General features: G+C 74.4%; 8 protein-coding genes and 1 tRNA gene. 2 read left to right on the top strand and 7 right to left on the bottom strand.

The features are described from left to right. Window positions 1-648: 648 nt before the first annotated feature. On the bottom strand, window positions 649-1,260 hold the full coding sequence (locus ACFCX4_RS32350) for a hypothetical protein (protein ID WP_376150343.1): 612 nt from the start codon (window positions 1,258-1,260) through the stop codon (window positions 649-651). A gap of 353 nt (window positions 1,261-1,613) precedes the next feature. Here ACFCX4_RS32350 and ACFCX4_RS32345 point away from each other — a divergent pair, with 353 nt between their 5' ends. Next, window positions 1,614-1,823 (top strand): DUF5703 family protein, encoded by a 210-nt coding sequence (locus tag ACFCX4_RS32345; protein ID WP_376150341.1) that lies wholly within the window; start codon window positions 1,614-1,616, stop codon window positions 1,821-1,823. Window positions 1,824-1,920: 97 nt separating this feature from the next. Here the strand turns inward: ACFCX4_RS32345 and ACFCX4_RS32340 are convergent, their stop codons facing one another. The 3 genes from ACFCX4_RS32340 to ACFCX4_RS32330 all read right to left on the bottom strand — a co-directional run bounded on the left by ACFCX4_RS32340 (window position 1,921) and on the right by ACFCX4_RS32330 (window position 4,942). Continuing rightward, window positions 1,921-2,913, bottom strand: a complete 993-nt coding sequence (locus ACFCX4_RS32340; RefSeq protein ID WP_376150339.1) for a chaplin — start codon at window positions 2,911-2,913, stop codon at window positions 1,921-1,923. A gap of 243 nt (window positions 2,914-3,156) precedes the next feature. Next, window positions 3,157-3,399 (bottom strand): chaplin, encoded by a 243-nt coding sequence (locus tag ACFCX4_RS32335; protein WP_376150337.1) that lies wholly within the window; start codon window positions 3,397-3,399, stop codon window positions 3,157-3,159. Between the two features lie 208 nt (window positions 3,400-3,607). Next, complete coding sequence (locus ACFCX4_RS32330) at window positions 3,608-4,942, bottom strand: M20/M25/M40 family metallo-hydrolase (protein WP_376150335.1); 1,335 nt, start codon at window positions 4,940-4,942, stop codon at window positions 3,608-3,610. Between the two features lie 253 nt (window positions 4,943-5,195). Between ACFCX4_RS32330 and ACFCX4_RS32325 the strand changes: the two genes are divergently transcribed. After that, window positions 5,196-5,283 (top strand) — tRNA-Leu (locus tag ACFCX4_RS32325). Between the two features lie 119 nt (window positions 5,284-5,402). Here ACFCX4_RS32325 and ACFCX4_RS32320 read toward each other — a convergent pair. The 3 genes from ACFCX4_RS32320 to ACFCX4_RS32310 all read right to left on the bottom strand — a co-directional run. After that, complete coding sequence (locus tag ACFCX4_RS32320; protein ID WP_376150333.1) at window positions 5,403-6,878, bottom strand: chloride channel protein; 1,476 nt, start codon at window positions 6,876-6,878, stop codon at window positions 5,403-5,405. Window positions 6,879-7,031: 153 nt separating this feature from the next. Further along, the gene (locus tag ACFCX4_RS32315; protein WP_376150345.1) at window positions 7,032-7,742 is read right to left on the bottom strand and encodes a TetR family transcriptional regulator; all 711 of its coding nucleotides are present in this window, start codon (window positions 7,740-7,742) and stop codon (window positions 7,032-7,034) included. A gap of 139 nt (window positions 7,743-7,881) precedes the next feature. After that, window positions 7,882-7,971 (bottom strand): acyl-CoA dehydrogenase family protein (locus tag ACFCX4_RS32310; RefSeq protein ID WP_355372531.1); only part of this gene is annotated, 90 nt, incomplete at its 5' end.

The raw sequence follows: 7,971 nt of genomic DNA, 5'->3' as shown, positions 1-7,971 counted from the left end.
CCCGCAGCCGTGCGGGGGCCCTCCGCCGTTCCGGGGCCGACCGGGGCCCGGTTCGGGATCCTGCCGCCGGCGACGGCGCCCGCGCCCGGGGGCGCATCCTCGGCGCCCGCCGCCCGGCGCCGAGGAACGTCCGAAACCATGCGCCTGAAGCAGCGGTTCCGCGCTCTTCCGCCACCGGGTCCGGGCGACCGGTCCGCCCCGCCACTCGTTCGCCCCCGCCACTCGTTCGCCGCGACCACGGACGGCTCGCGGGGACAGCCGGCGCGGCGGCCCCGCGCCTCCCGGAAGGCCGACGGGCAGCACCGTCCGGACGCCGTCGGCCCCGGTTCTCCGCAGGCCCCGGAACCCGCATCCGCCGCGCACGCAGCCTCCGGACGGCCAGGTCCGGGCCCGCCCCGCGACTTCGCCGAACCCGCTGGTCACCGGCGCCGCGATCACCGCTCGGCCGCCGCGCCGGGGCCGCTTCACCGGCGTGTGCGGGGCCGGGCCGGCACGGGCGGCGCGTGCGGTCCGGCGCGTCCCTCCTCCGGTCCGTCGCCGCGCGGCGGACCACCGGGGCCGGCGCCACGAGCGCGGTGCGGCCCCGCTCACCCGGACCGCCGCGCCCGGCGTCCCGGCGGGCGGGACACGGGACGCGGCGGGACCGGGTCAGTCGTCGAGGTCCTCGTCGTCGTAGACCTCGCTCACGTCGAACCGGCAGATCAGCAGCTGCGGGTCCGCGTGCTCGAAGGGCTCCGGCAGCCACTCGCCCGGCTCGCTCGGCTCGGCGGCGGCCACCCAGAGCGTGGAGTCGGCCTCCTCCAGCCCGAACTCCTCGCTCCGCGCGGCGATCTCGTCCGGCTCGAACTCGCCGAACAGCACACCGATCGCGGCGTTCACCCCGGCGTCGGCCCCCTCGGCGCCGCCCGGGGTCAGCGAGTCCTCCAGGCGCTCGGCCTGGGCGCGCAGCCGCTTCGGGTCGACGATGTGGTAGTCCCGGCGGATCAGCACGCTGATCGCCTCGGGCTGTTCGGGGCCGTGGTAGCCGCCCGGGCCCTCGTCGCCGGGGACCTCGAAGGGGGTGACCTCGTCGTAGACCTCGTACAGGAGTTGGTCGTACGCGATGGCCGCCGTCGCGAGCTGCTCGTAGGCGGTGGACACAGCGGAATCGTCCGCTGCGCTGGGGCTTGACACCGCTTCCAGATGACGGTCGATGGCGGCCTTGACCGCCTCGGCGGCGGCGCGTACCTCGGCAATGGTGGGCTGCGCGGCATCAGACATGGTGCAGACGCTATCTCCCCTCGGTGCCGGTACGCACAGCGGTTGTCACCTACACCCGCGATTTCACCGCAACTTCCCCCTCGATGTCCGTTGCGTATGGTTCTGTCCCCCGGGGCGGACGACCGCCGGCGTGCGCCGGGCGCCCGCGCGGTCCCGCCCGGGCGCCGCATGGCCGGGCACGCCCGGGGTATGCCGTCCCCAGGAGCAACAGAACTGATGCCCTGTCAGCGCGGTGCGGGTGGACCGGGCACTCGGCGTCGGCGCGGTGCGGGCCCGGGCGGCCGAAAAAGCCCGGGCCCGTTGTCGGAGGCAGGCCGTAGGCTTGCCCGCAGGTGTCCAACAGGAGGAGCGCTTTGACCTCACCGAAGCCGGTCCGCCAGCCGGAGTACGAGTACCAGTCGCTGCGCATGCCCCGCGGGACGTCCCGCAGTGCGGCACGCCAACTGCTCACCGATCACGCCGAGTACGGGCACTGGGAACTGGACAGGCTCCGCCTGTTCCCGGACGGCAGCCGCACGGTGCTGCTGCGCCGGCGGATCATCCGGCAGGTCCGCAGCTGGTGACGGCCCACGCACCGCGGGCCCGCGGCCGCCCCGTCGGCGGCTGTCGCGGACCCGCGGTGCTGCGACGGCGCGGTGCGTCAGCCCGCGCCCCGGGCGCTCAGCGGGCGCCGGCGCGGGCGCGGCGGTAGAGGACGCCACCGCCGATCAGCAGGGCGAGGCCCGCCGCACCGAGCATCTCGGTGCTTCCGGCCCCGGTGGCGGCCAGCTCGGTGCCGGCCTCCGCGGCGGCCTTCGGAGCCGCGGACGGGCCGCCGGTGCGGTCGGCGGCCGGGCGCGCCTGACCCTCGTTCCGTGCGGCGGGGCCGCTGCTCGCGGGACCGCCGGCGGCCGGTGCCACCTCGGCCGGACCACCGGTCCGGGGGTTGCCCGCGGCGCTCTCCACGCTGGTCGGGACGGGAGTGGCGGGCGGCGGCGGGCTGTGCGGGCCCTGGCACTCCTCGCAGTGCTCGGTCGGCTTGACGGGCGCGGCGTGCGCCGGTGCGGCCGCGTTGGCGCAGGTGTTGCCGAACGCCGGGTTGGCGGCGCCGACCACGTTGATCGAGTTGCCGCAGGCGTTGACCGGGATGTGCACCGGGGCCTGGATCTGGTTGCCGGACACGACGCCCGGCGAACCCGCGGCCACACCCTGCGCGCCGGCGCCGGACGTTCCCGAGGCCACCGAGCCGGCCGCGCCCGCCGCGCCGGAACCCGCCGGACGACTGCTGCCCTGAGCACTGCCGGCCTGACCGCTGCCCGTCTGGCCGCCGCCCTGGTGACCACCGCCGGCCTGGCTGCCGCCGGCCTGACCGTTCCCGGCCTGACCGCCGCCCGCGTGGCCACTGCCCGCGTGCGCGCCGCCGGGGCGCCCGGAGCTGTTGGCGCAGTTGTTGCCGTAGGCCGGGTTCAGGACGCCGATCACGTCGGCGGTGTTGCCGCAGGCGTTGATCGGCACCTCGATCGGTACCTGGACCGAGTTGCCGGAGACGACACCCGGCGAGCCCACCGCGGCGCCCTCCGCCCCGGCACCCGCGTAGGAGTAGCCGGCGGTCGAGGCCAGCACACTGCCGGTGGCCACGGCCGTGAGGAGCCCCTTCTTGGCTGCGTTCCTCATATTTTCCCCTGACATTTCGAGATGACGTGACGACCTTCCGAAAGTCGGAATTTCCGAGTGCGCGGAGAGGTCCTCGGCTGCATGGGAGAGAACGAAGAAACCCACAAGGAGGTTGAGCCGTGCGGCCCCCATTCACCCTTTCGAGGGATACAACGGGCAACTCCCGGGGCGCTCCGGAAAAGCAAGCGCCCCCGGCACGGCGCGTGCGCCGCCCGGGGGCCCGGCTCAACGACCGAGGTGGGCTCAGACGTTGAAGCAGGTGTTGCCGAACGCCGGGTTCAGCACACCGATCACGCTGATGGTGTTACCGCACGCGTTGACCGGGATGTGCACCGGGATCTGGATCTGGTTGCCGGACACGACGCCCGGCGAACCCGCGGCCACACCCTGCGCGCCGGCCCCGCCGTGGGCGGAGGCGACACCCGTGGCGGCGAGCACCAGGCCACCGGCGGCGGCGGTGACGGCGGCGATCTTCTTGACCTTCATCAGTCCTCCTGTATGAACACCCGGATATCGGTTCCGGGCCGTCACAGAAAGGAACGACGTTGCGGCGAACGGGGTACGGAACAGACGTCCCATTCACCCGGACCGGTGATACGACGAACATGTCATCGATCTGTCGGAACGGCGACGGCCCGCCGCCGGAGGTTCCGGAAGCGGGCCGTCGCAGCGGCGCGGCGTGGGCGCCGCGCCCTCAGCAGGCGTCGATGAAGCGGTCCAGCACCCGCACGCCGAACTTCAGACCGTCCACCGGCACCCGCTCGTCCACGCCGTGGAACATCCCGGCGAAGTCCAGCTCCGGCGGCAGCTGCAGCGGGGCGAACCCGAAGCAGCGGATCCCGAGGTCCTGGAACGACTTGGCGTCCGTCCCGCCGGAGAGGCAGTACGGCACCGCGCGGGCGATCGGGTCCTCGGCCCGCAGCGCGGTCTGCATCGCCTCGACCAGGGCGCCGTCGAAGCTGGTCTCGATCGCCTTGTCCGAGTGCAGGCTCTCCCGCTTCACACGCGGCCCGAGCACGCTGTCCAGCTCGGCCAGGAACTCCTCCTCGTAGCCGGGCAGGAAGCGCCCGTCCACGTGCGCGGTGGCCTGGCCGGGGATCACGTTGACCTTGTAGCCCGCGCCCAGCATGGTCGGCTGGGCGGTGTTGCGCAGCGTGGTGCCGATCATCTTGGCGATGCCGCCGAGCACCCGCAGCGTCTCGTCCATGTTCTCCGGGTCGAGCTCGACGCCCAGCGCGTCCGACAGCTCGTCCAGGAAGGCCCGCACGGTCTTGGTGATCCGCAGCGGGAACTGGTGGCGCCCGAGGCGGGCGACCGCCTCGCACAGCTCGGTGATGGCGTTGTCGTCGTTCTCCATCGACCCGTGCCCGGCCCGGCCCTCGACCGTGAGCCGCATCCAGTGCATGCCCTTCTCGGCCGTCTCGATCAGGTAGAGCCGCGCCTGGTCGTTGACGGTGAACGAGAAGCCGCCGACCTCGCCGATCGCCTCGGTCACGCCCTCGAACAGGCCCGGGTGCTTGTCCACCAGGTACCGGGCGCCGTAGGTGCCGCCCGCCTCCTCGTCGGCCAGGAAGGCCAGCACCAGGTCACGCGGGGGCTTGCGGCCGGTGCGGAGCCGGTCGCGGACCACCGCGAGGGTCATCGCGTCCATGTCCTTCATGTCGACCGCGCCGCGGCCCCAGACGCAGCCGTCCGCGATCTCGCCGGCGAACGGGTCGTACGTCCAGTCCGCGGCGTTGGCCGGGACCACGTCGGTGTGGCCGTGGATCAGCAGGCCCGGACGCGACCGGTCCTCGCCCTCGATCCGCACCACGGTGGACGCCCGGCCCTTGGCCGACTCGAAGATCTGCGGTTCGAGACCGAACTCGGCGAGCTGCTCGGCGACGTACTCGGCCGCCTTCCGCTCCCCCGGGCCGGAGCCGTCGCCGTAGTTGCTGGTGTCGATCCGGATCAGATCGCGGCAGATGTCGGCGACCTCGGACTCACCCGTCACCTTCGGCGTCGCCGCCGACTCGCTCCGCTCGCTCACGGTCACTCCTCGTCTCCGGCCCGCACCGACGCCCCAGCGGCACCCCGGGACCTGCGCCCGGGTCGCACGAGCAAGTCCGACCATCCTCTCCCAGCCCCGGACCCGGATCCACCCCCACGAAACACGCCGACACACCGCCGCAACCTGCGCTCCCCCGCCCGGAGCCGTTTTGGGACCCGCAGCCGATCACTGCTACAGTTACATCTGTCAGCGCGGCAGACGGAACAGAAGGAAGCCGCAAGGACAACACCCCGTCCGGGTGGCGGAATGGCAGACGCGCTAGCTTGAGGTGCTAGTGCCCTTTATCGGGCGTGGGGGTTCAAGTCCCCCCTCGGACACCAGCAGGACCGGATCAGCGGATCGCAGCCGAAAGGCGCGGTCCGTTTTTTCGTTGGCGGGTTTTCCCGGTTCGGGACCTTCAGGACCTTCGGGCCCGGTGGGAGGCGGGCCGGGCCCGGGATCAGTGGCCGGGCGCTTCCGGCGCCGTGGTGGCAGGGGGGCCGGCGGGGCGGCGGGCGCCGAGGCCGCGGACCAGTTCGCCGGTGACGAAGGAGGTCACGGCCGTCACCAGCAGGAGCGGGAGCACGTTGGGGGCCTCCGGTCCCAGCAGGACCGTCGCCAGCACGGTGCTGGTGACCGGCAGGCGGGTGACCGCCGTGCCGGAGGCGGCCAGGCCGACGGCCAGGCCCGGTGCCGTGCCGAGGCCGGGCAGCGGGGCGCAGGCGATGCCGACGGCGGCGCCGATGAGGATCGCCGGGAAGATCGGGCCGCCGCGCAGACCGCCCAGTGCGATGCCCCAGGCGGCGGCCTTGCACAGGGCCAGCGCCAGCAGCGCCGCCACCGGCCAGGCCGCCGGGTTCGCGGCCAGCTCGCCGAGGGTGGCCTGACCGGAGAGCGCCGCCTCCTCCGGCGAGCGGCCGGTCAGCAGCGCGTACACCGTGATGCAGACGCCCACCGCCACGGCGCACAGCACGGTGCGCAGGGCCGTGCGGCGGGCGGTCGGCGGCGGTGCGGCACGAGCCGGGTCCCCCGTGGTGAAGGCCTTGACCCGCCGGCCCAGCAGCTGGCCGGTCACGCAGAGCGCGGTGACGGCGGCGGCGATCGGCACTCCCCACAGGAAGTCGCCGGGGTCGGGGATCCCGCTGTGCGGCACCGAGGGCAGCGAGAGGGCGCCGATGGACAGCCCCGTCCAGTGGCCGAACCCGGTGAAGACCAGCGCGCCGACGCCGCTCGCCAGCAGGCACGGCATGATCAGCAGCAGCAGCTGCGGCCCGCCGAGGCCGGCCGCCTCGATCATCATCACGGCGGCCACCAGCGGGCTGCCGAAGATGGTGGAGATCGCCGCCGTCGAACCGGCCGCGCCGAGCACCGGCACCAGCTGCGGCCCGGCCTCGCGGCGGGCCGGCCGGACGGCGAGCAGCGCCAGCCCGCCGCCCATCGCCATCAGCGGCGCCTCCGGGCCGAGCACCGCACCGAGCGGCAGGCAGGCGAGCGCGGCCAGGACGACGCCGGGCACGGCCTTCGGCGGGGCCGGCGGCCCGCCCAGGCCGTCCACCGGGACGTGGCCGCCGCGGCCGGGCAGCCGGGTGACGATCGGTGCCAGCAGCAGGCCGGCCAGCAGCAGCGCGGGCAGCGGCCACCACCAGGGCGCGCGGTCGTGGCCGAGGGCGTCCGGCAGGCTCTCCCAGACCCAGTGCTGGAGCTGGTGCTCCAGGCCCACGAACCAGAAGGCGGCGAGCGAGACCGGTACGCCGACCAGGGCGGAGATCAGAAGGAGGCCGAGGTAGCCCTTGGTCAGCAGCACCTGGCGCAGGGTCGGGGCGGCGGCTGCGGCGGCGGACCCGGCGGCCGGCGGCGGGGCGGTCCCGGTGCCCGGCGTCCGGTCGTCGCGGCCGCCGTCGGCGCGGCCGCTCGCACCACCGCTCGGGTCGGGCATCGTCCGCCTCCGTCGCGTCCCGCGGGCCGGTCCGGCTCCGGCCGCGTCCTGCGACCGAGTCTCGCCCCCGCCCGGGCGGCCCGCACGGCGGCCACGGGCCCGGACCCGGCGCGGTTGCGCCGGGCGGGTGAGGGGCGCCGGGCGGGTACGGGGTCAGGCGCGGTGGATCTGCCGGGGTTCCCCGAGGGCGCTCTCGATGCCCTGCACCATCCGCCACAGCGGCGCCCGGCGGCTGGCGACCAGCACCACCACGTCGTCCTCGTCCTCCGGCCCGTGGCCGGCCGGCGCGGCGTCACCGCCGTTGCCGGGCCGGTCGCCCCAGGTCTCGGCGACGAAGGACATCGCCCGGTCCACCTCGGCCACCCAGTCGCTCTCGCCGCCCGAGCGCAGCCAGGTGCGCAGCGCGTGGTTGTGCGCGGAGACCACCGCCGCGGCGACCACGTCGGCCCGCAGCGGCCCGTCCGGACGGTCGGCGAAGCGGCCGCGCAGGTAGTGCGCGAGGGTGTGCTCGTAGCGCCAGACGACGGACAGCTCGTAGGCGCGCAGGCCGGGCACCTTGCGGGTGAGGCGGTAGCGCTGGACGGAGAAGGACGGCTGCTCGGCGTACATCCGCAGGACGAGGCGGGCCGCTCCGCAGGCGTGCCGGACCGGGTCCTCCTCTCCGGTGCCGGACTCCAGGAACTCCGTCATCTCGGCGAGGCCGCGCTCGTGGTCGGGGAAGACCACGTCCTCCTTGGCCGGGAAGTAGCGGAAGAAGGAGCGCCGGCCGACGCCGGCGAGCGAGACGATGTCGTCGATCGTGGTCTGCTCGAAGCCTCGTTCCAGGAAGAGCTCGAAGGCTGCGGCGACCAGCGCCTCGCGCATCGCGGGCTTCGGGTGCCCGTCGTTCATGGACTGGTCCTGCTCTTCCTTCTCGCTCATTCCCGGAACATAGCACCGGCCTCGAACACCCGGACCGGGCCCTCTCGGGGCCGGTCCGGGTGCCCGGTCGGCGCGGTCGGGACTACGGCAGGTTGCGGGCCATCACGATCCGCTGGATCTGGTTGGTCCCCTCGTAGATCTGCGTGATCTTCGCGTCCCGCATCATCCGCTC

This window comes from Kitasatospora sp. NPDC056327, assembly GCF_042261735.1.
Taxonomy (GTDB): domain Bacteria; phylum Actinomycetota; class Actinomycetes; order Streptomycetales; family Streptomycetaceae; genus Kitasatospora.
Note: the sequence above shows the minus strand (reverse complement) of the source record. Positions and strands in the feature narration are given on the sequence as shown.